Origin of the sequence: Paenibacillus sp. MMS20-IR301 (genome assembly GCF_032302195.1) — a bacterium.
Lineage (GTDB): Bacteria > Bacillota > Bacilli > Paenibacillales > Paenibacillaceae > Paenibacillus_AQ.
This window is the reverse complement of the sequence record NZ_CP135275.1, coordinates 675,330-693,969: the sequence shown is the minus strand read 5'-3', so window position 1 is coordinate 693,969 and position 18,640 is coordinate 675,330. Positions and strand designations below refer to the sequence as shown.

At 52.6% G+C, this 18,640-nt stretch carries 13 protein-coding genes; 3 read left to right on the top strand and 10 right to left on the bottom strand.

Going from position 1 to position 18,640, the window contains the following annotated elements; genetic code table 11:
- Positions 1–711: 711 nt before the first annotated feature.
- Together LOS79_RS02780 and LOS79_RS02775 are read right to left on the bottom strand one after the other, a co-directional pair.
- Positions 712–1,863: an IS110 family RNA-guided transposase gene (locus LOS79_RS02780; RefSeq protein ID WP_315411724.1), complete on the bottom strand. Its 1,152-nt coding sequence runs from the start codon at positions 1,861–1,863 to the stop codon at positions 712–714.
- Positions 1,864–2,475: 612 nt separating this feature from the next.
- Entirely contained in the window at positions 2,476–3,627 is a 1,152-nt protein-coding gene (locus tag LOS79_RS02775; RefSeq protein ID WP_315411724.1) for an IS110 family RNA-guided transposase, read from the bottom strand.
- A 406-nt stretch (positions 3,628–4,033) separates the two neighbouring features.
- Between LOS79_RS02775 and LOS79_RS02770 the strand changes: the two genes are divergently transcribed.
- On the top strand, positions 4,034–5,041 hold the full coding sequence (locus tag LOS79_RS02770) for an ABC transporter substrate-binding protein (protein ID WP_315416106.1): 1,008 nt from the start codon (positions 4,034–4,036) through the stop codon (positions 5,039–5,041).
- A gap of 105 nt (positions 5,042–5,146) precedes the next feature.
- On the opposite strand, the gene LOS79_RS02765 is transcribed toward LOS79_RS02770, so the two are convergent.
- The 7 genes from LOS79_RS02765 to LOS79_RS02735 all read right to left on the bottom strand — a co-directional run bounded on the left by LOS79_RS02765 (position 5,147) and on the right by LOS79_RS02735 (position 12,624).
- Positions 5,147–6,496 (bottom strand): glycoside hydrolase family 30 protein, encoded by a 1,350-nt coding sequence (locus LOS79_RS02765; protein WP_315416104.1) that lies wholly within the window; start codon positions 6,494–6,496, stop codon positions 5,147–5,149.
- Between the two features lie 68 nt (positions 6,497–6,564).
- Entirely contained in the window at positions 6,565–8,205 is a 1,641-nt protein-coding gene (locus LOS79_RS02760) for a type 2 periplasmic-binding domain-containing protein (protein WP_397386770.1), read from the bottom strand.
- 89 nt (positions 8,206–8,294) lie between these two features.
- A complete protein-coding gene (locus LOS79_RS02755) occupies positions 8,295–9,182 on the bottom strand; it encodes a carbohydrate ABC transporter permease (RefSeq protein ID WP_315416102.1) in 888 nt (295 codons plus the stop codon).
- A gap of 15 nt (positions 9,183–9,197) precedes the next feature.
- Positions 9,198–10,178 carry an ABC transporter permease gene (locus LOS79_RS02750; RefSeq protein WP_315416100.1) on the bottom strand — a complete coding sequence of 327 codons (981 nt, stop codon included), beginning with the start codon at positions 10,176–10,178 and terminating at the stop codon, positions 9,198–9,200.
- A gap of 152 nt (positions 10,179–10,330) precedes the next feature.
- Complete coding sequence (locus LOS79_RS02745) at positions 10,331–11,350, bottom strand: LacI family DNA-binding transcriptional regulator (protein WP_315416098.1); 1,020 nt, start codon at positions 11,348–11,350, stop codon at positions 10,331–10,333.
- Between the two features lie 111 nt (positions 11,351–11,461).
- Positions 11,462–11,698 carry an ApeI family dehydratase gene (locus LOS79_RS02740; RefSeq protein WP_315421952.1) on the bottom strand — a complete coding sequence of 79 codons (237 nt, stop codon included), beginning with the start codon at positions 11,696–11,698 and terminating at the stop codon, positions 11,462–11,464.
- Positions 11,699–11,868: 170 nt separating this feature from the next.
- A complete protein-coding gene (locus tag LOS79_RS02735) occupies positions 11,869–12,624 on the bottom strand; it encodes a YheC/YheD family protein (protein ID WP_315416097.1) in 756 nt (251 codons plus the stop codon).
- Positions 12,625–12,853: 229 nt separating this feature from the next.
- On the opposite strand from LOS79_RS02735, the gene LOS79_RS02730 reads away from it, so the two are divergent.
- Together LOS79_RS02730 and LOS79_RS02725 are read left to right on the top strand one after the other, a co-directional pair.
- Positions 12,854–13,669, top strand: coding sequence for a DUF6492 family protein (locus LOS79_RS02730; RefSeq protein WP_315416096.1), 816 nt, complete (start codon positions 12,854–12,856; stop codon positions 13,667–13,669).
- 14 nt (positions 13,670–13,683) lie between these two features.
- Complete coding sequence (locus LOS79_RS02725; RefSeq protein ID WP_315416095.1) at positions 13,684–15,003, top strand: sugar phosphate nucleotidyltransferase; 1,320 nt, start codon at positions 13,684–13,686, stop codon at positions 15,001–15,003.
- A 73-nt stretch (positions 15,004–15,076) separates the two neighbouring features.
- On the opposite strand, the gene LOS79_RS02720 is transcribed toward LOS79_RS02725, so the two are convergent.
- The gene (locus LOS79_RS02720; protein WP_315416093.1) at positions 15,077–18,577 is read right to left on the bottom strand and encodes a glycoside hydrolase family 2 TIM barrel-domain containing protein; all 3,501 of its coding nucleotides are present in this window, start codon (positions 18,575–18,577) and stop codon (positions 15,077–15,079) included.
- Positions 18,578–18,640: the final 63 nt, after the last annotated feature.

The window sequence follows — 18,640 nt, the reverse complement described above, 5'->3', positions numbered from 1 at the left end:
GCGGATTGACAACTCTGCGGTTCCTCTCTATTATAGTAAAATACACCTCCTAGTGATAATGATTATCATCTTCATTCAGTGGATGCACATGTTGCTGCATGATGCTACGGCTGAGAAGCAGGTTGCGCGTGCCACCTGCTACCTATATCCTGCATCTGCACTCTGAATCCTGCACTCTGCACTCTGTACTCTGAATCCAGCATTCTGTACTCTGAATCCAGCATTCTGGCTCTCTGTACATACCTTCTGTTCCATGCGGACCGTAGAGACCTTGATATGAACGAAACAGTCAAGCGCCGCAGTAGCAATCCCGTTTTTGGCGCACTTAAACAAACCTATCAATTGACGTCTTTTAGAGGAGGTTCCCTTTTTCCCAAAGGGTTGACGCAGTGTTTAACCTTTCTTCTCAACACATAGGGAGGAGCATGTTCTTAACTTGGAGGCAAAAATCATTCGCTGGTTGGCATCCTGATATTCGTGGGTTTACACATGGTATCTATCCATCTGAAGAGCCTGCCGCTAACTATTTTCGTCCGTCGTTTGCAAGCAAACGGGCACAAAGGTCTTCCGCGGCGTTTCTCTTCACCTTGCTCGATTTTGCCTCCAAGGTAAGTCATGCTCTAGCTTCCCGGTTTTCACTTCCTTTCTTTTAGGGTGGGACTTTTTTTCAGTAACGTAACGTGTGGCCTTGTCGTCCATGTACGGCAAGGGTTATCCGGCAATTAGAGAATCCGTGGCTGGGTTTCGGTCGCCCTTCTCCAGAACTCTGGCAATAGCCCATACAAAGCCGGCAAGCTCCCGGGCAATGGCGGCTACGATTTTCGATTTGTGCTTCCCTTTTCCCAGCATCGTCATGTATTTGCGATGAAGTCGATTTTGTGCCTCAAAGGCCATTCGCTGCACCTCCGGCGGCAGTCCGCTGATTCGCTCCCGCAATTTGCGCCGTACGCCCGGTGAGTGCCGGTAATGGTGGGCCGCTTCGACCAGCACCCGCCGCAAATGTGCATTGCCTGCCTTGGTCAGCTTTCCCTGACTACGGCTCACACCGCTGGAGTGTTCACTGGGTACTAACCCACAGTAGCTCATGAACGAGGGGGCGCTGGCAAACCGCGTCACACTGACCATCTCCGACACCAGTGTGGTAGCGGTGAGTGTGGCCACTCCTCGCAGCGCCTGAAGGGCTTCAATAAGTGGCGCCTGCACATGGGTGTGAGAGAGACGCTCGATCTCTTTTTCGTAACGCCGAAGTCGTTCTGCCGTTTCTCGAATGCTCTCCCGGTATTCCTGGAAGACTATGCGGTGGCAGGAACTCTCGAAGCGGAGGGTATCCAGCCACTCTTCAAAGGCGAAGGTCCAGGCCTTGACCTTGCTTGGAGGGAAGAGCTGCAAACGCAGCAGGAACTTGCCCATGCGCTGCTTGTGGCGGTTCATATCTTCTTTGGCGTCCTCGCGGGCTCGAACGAGATCCCGGAGCGCTTCCTCCTCAGGAGAGGGGATGTAGATCCCCGTTAGTTCGCCAGCCCGAAAGAGTTGAGCCAAGCGAAGCGCATCCCGCTTGTCGGTTTTAATCCGGTCCCCAGCGCGCTGAGGGATAAGAGAAGGAGCAACAACGGTACAGGCAATGCCGGCTTCGAGGAGCCAACGGTGAAGCATGTACCCGGTGGGCCCGGCTTCGTAGCAGACTTCCAGTTCCACTCGGGATTCACCGGAACCTTGCAGTTGATGTAGAAGCTTTAGTATGCGTTCCTTGGTATGTTCAATAATCCCCCAAAAGCGGGGTTCGCCACGGCCCTCATCTGCGATGGCTACAGCAATTTTGGCTTTGGATACGTCTAATCCAATATACTTTTTGGCGATACTCATTAGTAAACCGACTCCTTTTTGTTTGTTAGCTCTGAATTGGGATCTTTGAGCCATTCACTCTTAGGATTTCCAATTTAACCTACGAGATAAACAAATTGTGATGTCGGTTTCGTTCATGATAACTATTTTCTCCAAACAGCCTGTTTGTGGGAGCTAACGGACCTCAGAGACCTTGATATGAACGAAACAGTCAAGCGCCGCAGTAGCAATCCCGTTTTTGGCGCACTTAAACAAACCTATCAATTGACGTCTTTTAGAGGAGGTTCCCTTTTTCCCAAAGGGTTGACGCAGTGTTTAACCTTTCTTCTCAACACATAGGGAGGAGCATGTTCTTAACTTGGAGGCAAAAATCATTCGCTGGTTGGCATCCTGATATTCGTGGGTTTACACATGGTATCTATCCATCTGAAGAGCCTGCCGCTAACTATTTTCGTCCGTCGTTTGCAAGCAAACGGGCACAAAGGTCTTCCGCGGCGTTTCTCTTCACCTTGCTCGATTTTGCCTCCAAGGTAAGTCATGCTCTAGCTTCCCGGTTTTCACTTCCTTTCTTTTAGGGTGGGACTTTTTTTCAGTAACGTAACGTGTGGCCTTGTCGTCCATGTACGGCAAGGGTTATCCGGCAATTAGAGAATCCGTGGCTGGGTTTCGGTCGCCCTTCTCCAGAACTCTGGCAATAGCCCATACAAAGCCGGCAAGCTCCCGGGCAATGGCGGCTACGATTTTCGATTTGTGCTTCCCTTTTCCCAGCATCGTCATGTATTTGCGATGAAGTCGATTTTGTGCCTCAAAGGCCATTCGCTGCACCTCCGGCGGCAGTCCGCTGATTCGCTCCCGCAATTTGCGCCGTACGCCCGGTGAGTGCCGGTAATGGTGGGCCGCTTCGACCAGCACCCGCCGCAAATGTGCATTGCCTGCCTTGGTCAGCTTTCCCTGACTACGGCTCACACCGCTGGAGTGTTCACTGGGTACTAACCCACAGTAGCTCATGAACGAGGGGGCGCTGGCAAACCGCGTCACACTGACCATCTCCGACACCAGTGTGGTAGCGGTGAGTGTGGCCACTCCTCGCAGCGCCTGAAGGGCTTCAATAAGTGGCGCCTGCACATGGGTGTGAGAGAGACGCTCGATCTCTTTTTCGTAACGCCGAAGTCGTTCTGCCGTTTCTCGAATGCTCTCCCGGTATTCCTGGAAGACTATGCGGTGGCAGGAACTCTCGAAGCGGAGGGTATCCAGCCACTCTTCAAAGGCGAAGGTCCAGGCCTTGACCTTGCTTGGAGGGAAGAGCTGCAAACGCAGCAGGAACTTGCCCATGCGCTGCTTGTGGCGGTTCATATCTTCTTTGGCGTCCTCGCGGGCTCGAACGAGATCCCGGAGCGCTTCCTCCTCAGGAGAGGGGATGTAGATCCCCGTTAGTTCGCCAGCCCGAAAGAGTTGAGCCAAGCGAAGCGCATCCCGCTTGTCGGTTTTAATCCGGTCCCCAGCGCGCTGAGGGATAAGAGAAGGAGCAACAACGGTACAGGCAATGCCGGCTTCGAGGAGCCAACGGTGAAGCATGTACCCGGTGGGCCCGGCTTCGTAGCAGACTTCCAGTTCCACTCGGGATTCACCGGAACCTTGCAGTTGATGTAGAAGCTTTAGTATGCGTTCCTTGGTATGTTCGATAATCCCCCAAAAGCGGGGTTCGCCACGGCCCTCATCTGCGATGGCTACAGCAATTTTGGCTTTGGATACGTCTAATCCAATATACTTTTTGGCGATACTCATTAGTAAACCGACTCCTTTTTGTTTGTTAGCTCTGAATTGGGATCTTTGAGCCATTCACTCTTAGGATTTCCAATTTAACCTACGAGATAAACAAATTGCGATGTCGGTTTCGTTCATGATAACTATTTTCTCCAAACAGCCTGTTTGTGGGAGCTAACGGACCTCAGAGACCTTATTACTGCTCCACCTGCAGTTTCGGGGCCGAATTCTCTTACATAAGTGCACTGGTGTCCGTTAGCATGTGAAATAGCGGGGTTCGGGAAGAAATAAGGTCTACCATGTCTGTAACGGTAAAATGTCCCAGCGCCTGGCGGTATGATCCGCTCAAGCAGGCCGGTAAATGGGTAATTGCGCCACCAGCAAACAGATTCTGCACAAATACAAATCATCCAAAAGGAGCGTCACCATGCCAAGCACAAAAAAGTTTCTTCTTCCGCTCACCCTGCTCCTCTTCACGCTAATCTTGGCCTCCTGCGGCCAGGCGAATAACCGGAACAATGCTGCTCCAGCCGCTACTGCAGCGGCAACCGTGGTGCCTGCGGCCAGTCCGGCGGCATCAGAGCCGGCTGCGGCCACAACACGGATGTACACGGATTACAAGAATCGTGAGGTTGAAATTCCTACCGAGCCGCAAACGATTGTATATGTAGGCAGCAACCCCGGCGACCTCCTCGCCCTCGGAGTGAAGCCTGCCGGAGCTACGCTAAGTGTCATCGGCACACAGGTTGCCTATCCGGATCTGCTTGAAGGCATCGAGGATGTCGGATATCCGTTCTCCCCGGAGAAGATCCTGTCCTTATCACCGGATCTGATTATCTTTGATGACTGGGATGAGACGGGGATTGAAGCACTGAGCCAGATTGCACCCACGGTAGTGGTGGGCCTTGACGGAACCTTCCCGACGGAGGAGCGTGTCCGGCAGTTAGCTGAGCTGTTCGGGCGCACGGCAGAAGCCGATACCTGGTTCAGCAACTATAAGGCAAAGGTGGCCTCCGTGAAAGCGCAGCTGAATTTAACGGAAGGCGAGTCCGCTGCCTCCCTGCTGGTTCTGGGCTCTGATCTGTACGTCATGGGCGGTAAGGGTCTGAACGAGACACTGTACGGACAGCTTGGCTTCACGCCTACTGCAGGTGTGCAAAAGCTGATTGATGCCGATGAACGGTTTGCCAGCATCTCCGACGAGGTGCTGCCGGAGTACATGGGCACTCACCTGTTCCTCCTGACCGATACCAGCACCGAGACGGCTGCAAGACAGGCAACTCTAATGAACAGCGGACTCTGGAAGGCCATTCCTGCGGTTAAGGAAGGCCGGGTCTACACGTTCGACAGCAAGTATAATTTCGATGATCCGGTTACGCTGGACAGGCTGCTGGATGAGATCGCCACTATTTTTAACAGCCAGGTCAGCAAATAGCTTCAGATTTAAGTGCAAAAAGGCGTCCCGGGCAGCCACCTCTGATGGTCTGCGGGACGCCTATTGTGTTATAAAGTGATTCGTCTCTTCAACTGCTCCATTTCTCTATACTCCGTTCACCCTCAGTGACACCGCGCTTTTCGCAGCCATGGCAAAGGTCAGTACCTCTTCCCCCTGCAATTGGACGGCTACCGTCTCTTCTGTCTCTCCGTCGTTGAACAATACAGCCGCAACCGAGCCGTCCGGGTTGCGGAAGGCGACCGTACGGACCTGCCCGCTGTCGGAATCAGCTCCAAGGCGCAGTGCCTGCGGCCGGATCACTTTGCTGAAATGGGCCAGTGCGTAATAATCCAGAGTATACGTAAGCTCCTTAGTCTGCTGGTTAACGGTCACTACCCCGCGGCAGGTGCTCTTGCCGAAGCCGGGAACCGCAGGCCCGTTCTGTTCATCAAGCGCCATATTCCACAGCACGAACGATTTGCTGTGATTCCGCAGAATCTCGATGCCTGTGCGCATCACATTGGAGAACGCCTGCTCGAACGGCGGAATCCATTCCCCGCCCGAGCCCTCGGTGAAGTGTACTTCCTTATCCGGGTAAGCTGCCAGCACCTGCGACTGGGCTGCCGGTGCGCCGCCGTACCAGTGCCAGGCGACCCCGTCCACATCAGCTGCAGCCGCTTCCAGCACGGATAGCGGATAATCCGGACGGTCCCAGTTATGATCGTAGCAGAGGATTTTGGGCTCAAGCCCGTGCTGCTTCAAAGCCGGCTTCAGATACTCACGAATGAATTCCTGCTGCTGCTCCGGGAGCATCAGCATGCTCGGATAGTGATGCGGCTCATAGAGCGGTTCATTCTGCGGGGTAACCGCATAAGTAGCCAGTCCGTGCGCCGCATAAGCCTGGATATAACGGACGAAATAATCCGCATAGACCCCATAGTACTCCGGCTTCAGTTGCCCGGCAATCATCGAGCCGCCCGTCTTCATCCAGCCCGGTGCACTCCAGGGCGAAGCCATCAGCTTAATCTCCGGATTAAGCGTCAGCGCCTGCTGCAGCAATGGAATAATGTCCGCTTCATCATGGCGGACAGAGAACCTGCTTAACTCCGGATCAGTCTCACCTTCGGGCAAATCGCTGTAGCTGTAGATGGTTCTGGCGTAATCCGATGCCCCCATGGGACTGCGGAGCACCGACAAGCCGATGCCTTCCTGCGGATGGAACAGCCTCTGCATCACTTCTGTCCTCTGCTGCTCATCCAGCACCTGATGGATCAGGTAAGCTGCCGAGTCCGTGAAGGATGCCCCGAACCCGTCCATTTCCTGAAATGTCTTATCAGCATCGATAGCAACTGTAACAGTCACTTCTCCGGAGGCTGTCTGCGGCAGCTGAGCTGCGGACTGCTCCACAAAGAGCGCGTCTTCTCCTGTTGACTGGTAAAAGCTAATTTCCGGCATACTTTATCCCTCCGTTATTCTGGATTGAAATACAGAAGAGGGGCCCAAAGCGGCCCCCTTCGCCTTGCTTATTGAATGCCCAGCTTCTCTTTGTTGGCTTTCATCTTCCCGCTGCGGATTTCTACGATCTTATCCCAACTGTTTTTCTCCAGGAAGGCTTTGTAGTCTGCCAAGGTACTGTCGAAGGCTGCATCATCCTTGGAGCGGATCATGCTCACCAGCGTGGTATTCCAGTTCGTATTAATCGCTGTCAGGCCGCGGGCTTCCGCTGTACCCTGATCCGGGTTGATATTCTCCAGAATGAAGTGCGGCTTCAGCTTGCCCTTGCCCCATTCTTGCATCTGCTTGATGGACTCAGGGAAAGCATCCTTGCTGAGCGCTTTGTGGCGGTCATGGCCGAAGAACATAAATTCACCCATCCGGTAGTCCTTCTTGAACTTATCTGCATTGTTCAATTGCAGATCCTTCACTTCCGGAAGCAGCTCAACCGTGCCGTCGCTGTTTGCCTTGTAGGTCTCGCCCTCAATCCCGTAGTTCATCAGCTTCTGCCCTTCTTCGCTGAGCAGGTAGGTGAAGATTTGAATCGCTTTGGCCGGGTCCTTGCAATCTTTGGTGATATAGCTGATCATCCAGCCGGTAATCCCGGACTGGTTCAGGGTCGGCTGATGGCCTGCAGTACTTTGCGGCCCGTCAATAGCAATATATTCTTTTCCGGGATTGGCACTCATGAAGATCTGCAGATTACCGCCCTGCTGTGGTGTCCCGTCGAGCAGCATTGTAGCATATTTTCCGGACTTCACCTTTTCCTCGAAGCCTGTTCCGTCGTCGGCGAAGCTGTCATCACTGATTGCCCCGCCCCGGTATACGGCATTCAGCGTCCGGAGCCAGGTCAGATAATCCTCATCCAGATTGCGGTTGTAGAACTTGCCGTCTGCCGATTCAAGCGGAACGCCGATGAAATCCTGCAGCACATCACCAAGCGAGCCTGTACCCTCCCCGATGGAGTTGAAGCCGAAGGGAATCATGTCCGGGAACTTGGTTTTGATCAGATTCATCGTGCTCTTGAACTCTTCCGGAGTCCCGAAGGACGGGCTGCCCAGCGCTTCATAGACATCCTTGCGGATGACAAAAGCCGTTTTAGCCGGAATGTTACCGCTGTCATAATCAGCCTGTGTATTGGAATAGTTAGGATAGCCATAGGTTTTGCCGTCTTTCAGCTGGAACCAGTTCAATGTATCGGCAGCAGCCACCTTATTGAAATACGGATCATATTTCTCAGCCAGATCGTTCAGCGGAAGCGCCCAGGTAGCCGCCTTCTGCACCACCGGAGAGTTCGAGTCGAAGATCGTCAGCAGGTCAGGCATATCACCGCCGGCAAAGAAGGTATTCAGCTTCGTGTCATCACCTGTAATAAACTTGATGTTGATGTTCAAGTCCTCTTTGATCTTCTTGGTCACGACATCCTTGCCGAAGTCTGTATTCCACCAGTCCGCATTGACATACCAGGTTAGCTCGGTTGTCTCTTCCTTCTTATCCAGCTGCCAGGCCGGAGTTTCCGGGTCCACTGTGTAGCGGTTCTCAATCGAAACATCACCTGTTTTCTTGGAGCCGCCCCCGTTTGAGCTGCAGCCGGCAACCGCCAGCATAGCCGCCATCGTCAGCAGCGCGAGCTTGGCGACCTGCTTTCCTAACACTTTTCTCATCTTCATCATTGTTTGACCTCCCGAATAATTAATTAGAAACCGGTTTCGAAAATGAATAAGTCCACAAATTCAAAGCATGCCAATCCCCCTCTTCCCTACTCTTTGACCGCCCCCATCATCATGCCGGAGATAAAGTACCTTTGCAGAATTGGATACATCGCAACGATCGGCAGGGTGGTAATGACAATCGTAGCTAGTTGAACCCCTTTGGTGGTGGTTTCAATTACGGCGGAGCCCCCGATGTTCTGCATCGACTGGGTCTGTGACTGCACGATAATCTCATACAGCTTCATTTGCAGCGGGTACAGCGCCTGATTGGTGATATATAGTTTGGTTGTCATGAAGTCGTTCCATTGCCCCACTCCGTTGAACAGGGCGATTGTCGCCATAGCGGGCATGGAGAGCGGAATGAAGATTTTCAGGAAAATATGCCAGTCGCCTGCACCGTCGATTTTGGCCGACTCTTCAAGCGAATCCGGTACGTTCCGGAAAAAGTTCATCAGAATGACAACGTCGTAATAGCTGAATAAGGCTGGAATAATGTACACCCAGAAGCTGTTCAGCAGCCCGAGCGATTTGATCAGCAGGTAAGTCGGAATCATCCCGCCGGAAAAGAACATCGTAATGACGCCCATCGCCACATACAGCTTGCGGCCGCGGATATCCCTTTTACTGAGACCGTAACCGATCATTGCGCAAAAGAATACATGGGTGAATACCCCGACGAAGGTTTTGGAGACCGAGACCAGGAACGACTGCCCGATGCTGCTGTCATTAAAGACGGCACGGTAATTCTCCAGTGAGAATTCTTTGGACCAGAAGATGAATCCGCCCTCGGCAAGCGCCTTGCCTGAGCTTAACGATGAAATGATAACGTTCCATAGCGGAACGAGAATAATGACCATGAAGATGACCAGCAAAATCATATTGACGGCGTCAAAGATCCGGCTGTCGATATCTTCTTTAACCACCTTTCGGTTCACAGCAGCTGCCTCCCTTTATAACACGGATTGATTATCATTCAATTTGCTGGTGATGGAGTTGGCCGTGACCAGCAGGATTACCGAAACGATAGAGACTCCGAGACCTACGGCAGTCGCGTAGGAGAAGTCGCCTTGCGTCATCCCCATCCGGTATACATACGAGTTGATGACCTCGGCTCTGGCCCGGTTCTGCGAGTTCATGAGCACCAGCGTCTGATCGAGATTGGAGCCAAGTAAACCGCTTACAGTCAGGATCAGATTCAGGCTGATAATCGACTTCATGTTCGGAAGCGTGATGTTCCAGATTTGGCGGAGCCGGCTGGCCCCGTCGATCTTGGCAGCTTCATAATAGGTCGGATCGATCTTTGACATGATGGCAAGGTACAGAATCGTTCCCCAGCCGGCCTCTTTCCAGATATCGGACAATGTGGCGATCCACCAGTACTTGCCGGAATCGAGCAGAATGTTGGACGGCTTCGAGATCAGCCCGAGATTCAGCAGCAGCTCATTGAACAGTCCCGAGGTCGAGAACCAGGTAATCAGCATTCCGCCGAGCACGATCCAGGAGAGAAAATGCGGCAGATAGGAGATGGTCTGGACGAATTTTTTGAACCGGCCCATGTTCAGCTCGTAGATCATTATCGCCAGTATAATTGGAATGACGAACCCGACCGCCAGCTTCAGGAAGCTGATGCCCAGCGTATTTACGACCGCATCCCAGAAATATTCATCGGACATAATGATTTTGAAGTTCTCAAGCCCGACCCAGGGTGCGGAGGACAGCGTGTCGATGACAGTGTAATTTTTGAAGGCAATACTTAAGCCGTAGATCGGTATGTAGCAGAATATAATCATAAAAATAATGCCCGGCAGCACCATGGACTGAATCTCCCACTGCCTTTTGTAATCCCTGATGAACTCCTTCACCCTTTGCGAGACCGGCTTCTTGCGGGCCGGCGGAATTGCGGCGGATGATGCTACAGCTGTTTTGTTCACGTTATTCTCCCCTCCAAATCAAGAAATTCAGATCTCTAAATCAATAAAAACGTTTTTATTTCTGCGCAAAAAAAAGCCCCCCTGCTATGATTATATTTATAAAACAGACCCGGCGGAAACAGCTTATATTTCAAAATGATCACTTCTGCTCTCTATGGGCGATCATTCCGGTCCAGCTTCACATGGCTTGAGCCTCTTACCACAAGTTCACCCTGCAATTTCTGCACAGCACCCTGCTCTTTGTCCTGAATCATACGGACCAGATGATCGATGGCCAGCATGCCCTGTCTTGCAATCTGGTTCCTTACAGTTGTAAGCGGCGGAGAATAGTACGGGGCGATATCAATATCGTCAAAGCCCATTACGCTGACATCCTGCGGAACCTCATAACCGTAGCTCTTCAGCGCCTGAATACAGCCGATCGCACTGATATCATTACCGGCCAGGAAGGCATCCGGCAATTTCTCGGGATGTACGCGGATAAAGGACTTTACGGCATTATAGGTGCTGTCTTCCTCGAAATACCCCTGGAGGATATAATCCTCATCCACAGGAAGCTGATATTGGCGGAGCGCCGCAAGATACCCCTCCTGCCGCTGCACGCTGTCGAACATCGTGTCCACACCGGAGATATAGGCAATCCGCTTATGCCCGAGGCCGATCAAATATTTCGTAGCCTCATACCCTGCTTCGTAAGAATCAAAAATAATGCTGCCCATGCCTTCGTTCTCCAGCACCCGGTCCAGGAATACCGCCTTAATCTTGTCCTTACTCATTGCGGCAATATCATGCTCGTCGATGCCCAGCTCTTCGTAGATAATGACGCCGTCCACGCGCCGCCCCAGAATGTTGCTCATAATTACCTGTTTGTCCTTGGTGACAAAGACATTCAGGCCGTAGCCCAGACGGTCACATTGCCGGGCCATGGATTCTACCAGCTTGTAGAAGTATGGACCGGTCACGCTTGTTGTGAAGAATCCCAGCATCTTAGTCGTACCGGACTTCAGCAGCTTGCCGTTCAGGTTCGGAACATAATTGAGGCGCTGGGCCACCTTCAGCACATGGGATTTGGTCTCCGGGTTCAGCACATCCACATCATTCAAGGCGTTGGAGACGGTGGAGATGGAGACGCCCGCTTCTCTGGCCACATCTTTGATTGTTATCTTTGCCATATCAATGTTCCTCTGTAATAAAAACGTTTTTATAGTTTATAAAATAGCATGAAACCGTTTTAAATACAACACTTATTATCATGATTTTTATTCAGCCGCCTTTTCCGCCCGTTATTGCCCGCTGAAAGCGAACATTATCTCCGCACTGCACAGGGCTTCAACGATTAATACACCCGGCATCACCGGATAGCCGGGGAAATGCCCGGTCATATACGGCTCGCCGATACTCACATTCTTGATTCCCGTTGCCCGCTTCCCCTCTTCTTGCCCGGTGATCCGGTCGACCAGCAAAAGCGGATACCGGTGGGGAATGCGTGCTTTGATCTGATTATGTCCAGCATGGGACAGCTCCTCGGTAAGTAAATTTATCTAATTTTACTATAAAGCAGCGGTATTTAGCTATAGAGGCGGCCTGCAGCTTAGAGTCACTTGTGTGAAACAAACTGGTTCATACACACGGGTGCACAATTAAATAAAGACCTGCCCAGCCGGGCAAGCCTGCGAGTATGCGCCGAGACTCATTTCGTGAGGCCAAGCCGCCGGTATCTCATGACTCTGCGGTACATGGATTTATCCTTCAGCTGATTGAAAATATACGGGTCAGGATTCATGTTTACTTCAATAATCCACGGCTTCAGCGTCCGGTCGAGACCGATATCTACACCGAATTGCCGGTGGTGCGGGTAGGTCTTCTGCATTTGAGCCGCTATGCGTATGCCCAACCGGTTCAGTTCTCCCTTCAAGTGCATGAGCTGCTGGGCTGACAGATGGGTAGAGAGCAATTGCTCAACCGCAGTCGGCTTGCCGCCGCTGTGGTAGTTCGTCACTATTTTACGCGGATGCCCGAGCCGGCCGATGATCCCGGTGGCTTCCCAGACACCTTTGGGACTAAGCTGCACCATCACACGGATATCGAAGCGCCGCCCGTTATGCTTCAGCAGATGGATGCCTTTTTGAACCAGATAGCTCCTTTTGCCGATCTTCTTCGCGAGACTGTTATGAAAAGCTTCAAAAGTATCGAACTGGCGCAGCGTTTCCTCATACTGGTACGCATACCCCTGACGCTCCCCCCGCTCAGCGCGGATCACCCCATTGCCATAGGTTCCCCGTTCCGGCTTGACATAGATCATTCCATAGCTGTGAATCATCTGCTTGAGATTGTGTTTGGTGAACTTCCGGGTATCGGGGATGAAGGGATGAATGGTGTTGTTCTTAAGCAGCAATTGGGTTTTATACCATTTGCTCTGTCCTGACTGAACCTGTTTGGCGCTCACGCACGCACTCTCCTGTCCGAGAAGGAATGATTAACAGTAATCCTCCCTAGATTTATCAACCGCTGCATCCTATGCATAAGAAGGCAGAGCTGTATAAAGCATCTGTCCCGTACATGAAAATATGTTTATTTTGTGCTCCTGTGGAGAGTGCTTGCCCTGTCAACCGTTCAATCACGGGCATAACTTACTGCAGACGCTCAAGTGTCAATACAGGTACGGAGATGAATCCATGTCAGCTTCTTCAGCTAATGCATCAAAAAACGGGCCGGCTATTGACATCCTGATCCCGGCCATTGAAAAGGATCTTGCAACCCTCCCTTATGTCATTGACAGCCTCCGCCGTTATGTCCGCCATCCCATCAGCAATATTTATATTGTTTCACCGGACAGCAGCAGAATCAGGGCATTATGTTCCCGGAAAAACTGCATTTTTGTGAACGAAGCTACCGTGCTCCCTTTTACCAAAAAAGATATCCGCTACTCCTCCTCCCGCTGGAACCGGTCCGGCTGGCTGTATCAGCAGCTGCTCAAAATGAACGGAAATCATATTTGCCGTGAAAAATTCTTTCTGGTTGTCGATGCCGATACGGTACTAATCCGCCCTCACCTCTTCCGTTCTGAAGGACGGACTATCTTTTATTGCCGCAATTGGAGCCAGCGGGAGTATTTTCGTACCTACCGGAAGCTGTTTGGCACCGCCGCGCCATCACCCAAGTCTTTCGTTACCCATTACATGCTGTTTGAGTCCGCGAAGCTGGCTGCACTGAAACGTACCATCGAAGCCCGCCACGGGATGTCCTGGCATGCCGCGGTCCTGCGCAGTATCAACAAAAAAAAGCAATTCGGGTTCTCCGAATTCGAAACTTATGCCAACTATGTGTACAGCGGGAACAGCGCCTCTGTGCTGCTCAAGAATGCAAACAATAAAGCATTGAAAACCCCTGCGGCTCTTCTTGGAAAAGAAAAGATCCGTAAGCTCGCCCGTTCCTACCGTTCGCTGTCCTTTCATCAGCGCAAGGGATATTCCACTCCAGGCAAGCCCTAAGGAGGCAGACAGCCTTGCACACTATTCTTTTATGCGGGGGCTCCGGCCAGCGGCTGTGGCCCCTGTCCGGCCGGATCCGCTCCAAGATGTTTCTCCGCCTGCTCCCTGCACCTGGAGGAGGCACCGAATCGATGATCGGGCGGGTGTGCCGCCAGCTCCGCCATGCCGGACTTGATGAATCCTTATTGTTCGCCGCGCATCAGGATCAGGCGGGCCTTGTCCGGAGGTATACCGGGAACTGCTATCCGGTAATCGGAGAACCGCATAAGCGCGGCACCTTTACGGCGGCCGCGCTTGGAGCCTTGCATCTCTATTCTGCAGGCAAGGCCAAGCCGGAAGATATCCTGTGCGTAGCTCCGGCAGATATGTACGCGGACGAGAGCTTTTTCCTGAAGTTCCATGAATTCACAGATGTACTAGCTGCCTCAGGGGCTGATCTTGCTCTGCTGGGCACAAAACCGTCTGCCCCTTCGGATCAGTACGGCTATATTATTCCGGAGCCGGGTTCAACTGACGCTTATGCTAAAGTACTCACTTTTGAGGAGAAGCCGGAAATAGTACGTGCGCAGGAATTGATTGAGGCACACGCGTTATGGAACTGCGGAGTTTTTGCTTTTACGCTAAGTTTCATGCTCTCTCATCTGGAGAAGATGGGACTGCCCACCGATGCCGCAGCATTTATAGAGCAATATCCCGGACTCCCGGTCCGCAGCTTTGATAAAGAAGTCGCAGAGCGCAGCGCCAAAGCAGTCGTATTGCGGCATGAAGGGGAATGGGGGGATCTGGGAAGCTGGAGTACACTGGCTGCCCGGCTGCAGACACCAGTTATTGGAAACGGGGCAATCTGGGGTGAAGCCCGGGACACCCATATTGTCAACGAACTGAACGTTCCGCTGCATGTCATCGGTGTTCCCGGTATAATTGCCGTAGGAAGTCCGGAAGGCATTCTGATTGCCGCCAAGAAGGAAGCAAACCGCATCAAGGACATTCTGCAAGAGCATTCCGTTAAGGAGCCAGGGTATGGAGAAGCCGCATGGGGGAGCTATACTCTCCTGGACAGGACGGCAAACGGCACCGGGTTAACACTTACGATCCAGCTGACACTGCTGCCGGAACATGAAATACCTGAAATGGACTGTCAGCACTCTGCCAAGACATGGATAATTATATCCGGTCACGGAGAGGTCAAGATGAACGGGCTTGCAGCCGCAGCACAGGCAGGCGGAATATTTACAATAACCAGGGGACAACAGCATGCGATCAGAGCTGTCAGCGCTTTGAAGCTGATTGAGGTGCGGATTGGCCAAGCGGGGGATGACGAGCGGGTATATTAGTTCGCTTCAACCGCCACAAACAATAGGGATATCTCAAAGGCCATGGAATGGCTGTTTGGGATATCCCTTATTGCTACACGGACGGCAGGAACCGGAACCACTTGAAGTCAAACCGGCTGCCTGGCAGGAACAGGAAAGTGACTGTCCGGCTGCCGCTTACCGGCGGCTCCAGAACGAATTCACGTTCCGTGTAACTGCCGCTTCCGGCGAATTCAATCAGCTGTTTGGATTCACCATCAGGACCGCCGAAAAGAATCTGCAGCGTGTTGCCTGCGAGTGCGGAGCGCCCGCAGATTACAATCCTTGAGCATTCCGCCCCGCCAAAGTCCATTCCTGTATAAACCAGCGAAACATTATTGCCGATCCCCTCAATGGCATCCCCGGTCACAGTGAAGGAATCCCCGTAAACCGCGTTATTAGCTATTGCGTCAAGACGCTCGAACGCTTTTTGCTTGCGGACAAACGAGAAGCCTTTCAGATGGATTTTCTTCCGCAGGACGAAGGACAGGGAAGTTATGCCGGTCAAACGCTTAGGCAGCCTATAACACGCCTCCTGATACACATTCCAGATGGAAGGCTTCTGGTACGTGACGGTGGTGAGCAGCGCTGCCGTGCTATCCCCCGGAATGCCTTCCCATATTTCTATGGGGAATTCAAGGTCATCCAACGAGAATATTGGCAGGATGATTTCATCCGCTCCGTACTCCCCGAAGTCAATCCGCTCAAAGCAGATCCGGCTCTCCCCTTCCCGGGCTGTTGCGACCCCCCGTTCGTTGCCGTTAGTGAGATTCGTGCTGCGGCTGCTGTGATACCCGGAAGATACAAATTCATACGGATTCAGACAAGCCCGGCCGAAGCCTGTAAGCTTCAATTCCATCTGTGAATAGAGCCGGATGCTGTCTGCTCCGTTGGCTGTGCCGCAGCGGATATACACATCCCCGTCTCCCAGGCCTGTGATAACTGCTTCATGGCCGTCCGTCTCCATTGCAGCAATATTCGTATCGATTCCGGCTGCATTGGTAATGCGCCACTCCACCTCCCGCCAGGAGGCATCCGGCGGATGCAGCTTCACCCGGACCGGAAGTGACGGCTGCCCGGGCGTCAGAACATTGCCTTCCGGGCAGATGATCTCCAGCTTCCGGACCGGGATATCGTCCGCTTCCCCCGGCTGCGGCATTCCGGCGGCGGAAGCATCTGCTTCCTGCGGATTATGCGCATACAGGTATAGTCCGTCTTCAGGTACGGTTCCCGGAGCCGGAAGAACGGACTGCAGTTGAACCTCGGCAGCAGCTACCCCCGCTGAAGCCGCACGCAGCGTAATCGTCCCGGCTTCCAGTGTACCGGCAATCACCGCCAGCAGCTTACCGCTGAACAGGCGGCGGCTTACGCCTTTGTAGGAATCATAGTCCGTGCTGTCCCCGTTATCCAAACCGATCAGCCTGCCCGGGCCGTCCACGCTCAGGTGAATCCGGTTATTGGCATTGGCTACCGGACGCCCGGACTGATCTAGTGTGCTGACCGTTACGAAAATAAGGCCCGTACCGTCTGCGGTCATTTCCCGCTTGTCAGGGGTTAGCACCAGCGAAGCTGCATTCCCGAAGGAGGAAATCTGCTCCGTAGCAATTACATTCCCCTGCTCACCATAAGCAACTGCACGCAGAACCCCCTCTGCATAAGGCAGCTGCCATTCTCCAAGCAGCTTATGTCCGTTCACATGATCGATATTCACGCTGCCCTGCGAGACATCATTCAAGAACAGCTCGATGCGCGGAGCATTCGAGCAGACCCGCACATCAATCAGCTGACCCGGCGAGAAGTCCCAGTGAGGGAAGATATGAATCATCGGATGCGTACGGTAATCTGTCCATTCTGCCTGATAAATGTAATAGGAATCCTTGGGAAAGCCTGCGGTGTCCAGCTGTCCGAAATAAGAGTTCTTGGTATGGTAGGGAGTCGGCTCCCCGATATAGTCAAAGCCCGTCCAGATAAACTGTCCCAGCGAGAAGGAGGCATCCCGGTCTGCGGTGATGCAGGCCTCCGTGCTTTTGGCGCCCCAGCTGGTAGAACTGTTCCCCAGAGAAGAGCATTGCTGATCATCATCAGCCAGAACAGATTGAGCCAGCGGGAAGTGGTAGACTCCCCGGCTCTGCACTGTCGAGCAGGTCTCACTGCCGTAAATAATCCAGTCCGGGTGCTCCTCATGGTGCTGCCCGTAATATTTCTCAGCATAGTTATAGCCCGCCACCTTGACGATATCGGCACATTTCTGTGCATTCTCCCAAGGCATAAAGTTGGAGCCGATCGTCACGAAGGCATTGCGCTGCGGATCATGGAGCAGCACTTCGTCCATCAGCTCCCGGGTCAGCTCCTGGCCGCGGCTGTCAGCATGCGTGTCATAAATCTCGTTGCCGATGCTCCACATGATGAGACTCGGCCGGTTGCGATCCCGCCTTACCCAGCTGGCAATATCCCGCTTCCACCACTGCGGATAGAACCGGGCATAATCATAAGGTGTCTTGCTGCGCTCCCACATATCGAAGGCTTCCGAGACGATGAGCAGCCCCAGCTCATCCGCCAGCTCCATCAGCTCTACAGCAGGCATATTATGCGCGGTACGGATGGCATTCACACCCATCTCCTGCAGCAGGACCAGCTGACGGCGCAGAGCCGTCTTGTTCACAGCAGCACCAAGCGCGCCAAGGTCATGATGCTGGCAGACACCCTGGAGCTTAACATGCCTTCCGTTCAAGAAGAATCCTTGCCGGCTGTCGAACTTGATCATACGGAATCCAAAGCTTTGTGTTTCTGCTTCGATAACCGCATCACCATCTATCAGCTCCACTGTAAGTGTGTAGCAGTAAGGCCGGCTGATATCCCATAATTCAGGCTTTTCTATAGGAATCCGGGTGCCTGCACACATTAATGAACCGTTCTTCTTGGCGCCGGATAAAGCAGCCTCGGTCACAGCCACGGATTTGCCGTCGTTATCAATTACGTGATAGCGCAGCTTCAGGTCTGAGGTTGAAGCCCCGCGTCTTTGTTCTCCTATTACTATTTCTGTGCTAGCCTCCACAAACCAGGTTTCGTTGTCATGTGAGGTCGAAATATAGATCCCGTCTGCTGCCATATGGGTATCGGGATATGACTTTAACCACACAGACCGGTATATCCCGGCGCCGGTGTACCAACGGGAATTGGGAGACTGATGAACGACATGGACATAAATTTCATTAGTCCCCGCTTTCGCGAATGGAGTAATATCGATTTCAAAGGTCGAATAACCGTATTTCCAGACGCCCGCGGCATGGCCATTTACATAGAACGCCGAATCCATGTATACCCCTTCGAAACGTAAGGTTAACCGGGTTCCAGGAGCTTGCTCAGGCAGAACAAAAGCTTTGCGGTACCAGCCATCTCCGTCCTCGTAAAGGTGATATGAATCACCAATCAGCCAATCATGGGGAACAGTTACGGATTTCCAGTCAGCCTTGCCGGTTATTACAGACTCGAAGTCCGTGTGAAGAGGATGTTTAGAAAACAGCCAATCGTTATTGAAACATTTGCTCCGGCTCATTGATACTCCCCCTTCTTACAAAAAAGAACCCGGTACACCGCAAAGGTGTGCCAGGCTCCTGTG